General features: G+C 70.8%; 1 protein-coding gene. It reads right to left on the bottom strand.

All coding sequences use genetic code 11. The features are described from left to right. A partial coding sequence (locus E3D03_RS21445; RefSeq protein ID WP_263568541.1) for a phage portal protein occupies positions 1-873 on the bottom strand: 873 nt, incomplete at its 3' end. Positions 874-987: the final 114 nt, after the last annotated feature.

Below are 987 nucleotides of genomic sequence, written 5' to 3'. Positions count from 1 at the left end.
CACGGAGGGCGCGATGCCCTGCTGCGCCTCGTCGTCGCCGAAGACGATGGCGGTGACGCAGGCCTCGGTCTTCTTGCGGACCAGTTCGGCCACCTCGTAATCGTCGAGATCGCGCAAGCTGCGGATCACCGGCGCGCCCCAGGGGACGCCGCGCGCCTGCGTACGCTGCTTCTCGTAGATGTGCGCGATCTCAGTCGCGGGGACCGGGCGGCTCTGCAGACCGTTCTGCAAGGCGCCATAGGCGTCGCCCGGGTGCTCGGCGTGCAGCCAGTAGGCCCGGCGCTTGCCGACCGGGTCGAACTCGATCCCCTGCACCAGCCGTCCCGCGCCGAGGACGCCGGATTTCGTGGCGTCGAGGAAGTCGGCCTCCAGCACCTGCAATTGCAGCGGCACAGGCAGACCATCCGAGGATCGCCGGAGCCGGCGACGCACCAGGACCTCGCCCGCCTCGACCATCTCGCGACAGATCAGCGTCTGCAGACCATAGAAATCGAGCTGGCCGTCGGCATCGCAGTCCGCTGTCCAGCGCTCGAACAGGGCATCGACCTTCCGATCGAGCTTGTCGTCGCCGCTCGCGGCGCGCGGCATGATGCCCGCGCCGATGATGTTGTTGACCAGCACCGCCACGGCCTTGGCCGCATGCGGGTTGTTGCGCACCAGATCGCGCATGCGGTCGCGCAAAAGCGCCCCAGCGACGCCGATCTCGGTGTCGGCCGAGGATCCCGGCGCACGCCAGCCTTCGGTGCGCCGCCCGCGCGCGGCCCCGTCATAGCCCCGCGTCAGGGTCTCGAAGGCCTGGCGCGCCATGACGCGGCGGGCGGCAATGCGCGGCGCCACCGATGCGATGGCGTGATCGAACCAGGTCGCCGACATCAGCGGTCCCCGCGGCTGAAGCCCGCGAGCCCGGCCACGGGCAGCGGCCGTGTGTTGCCCGCGATGGCGCGCTCGATGGTCCGGATGCGGGCCAGCAGATCCTCGGCCGAGCCG

The organism is Paracoccus sp. DMF (genome assembly GCF_004407025.1).
Taxonomy (GTDB): Bacteria; Pseudomonadota; Alphaproteobacteria; order Rhodobacterales; family Rhodobacteraceae; genus Paracoccus; species Paracoccus aminovorans_B.
This window is presented reverse-complemented; position numbering and strand designations above follow the sequence as displayed.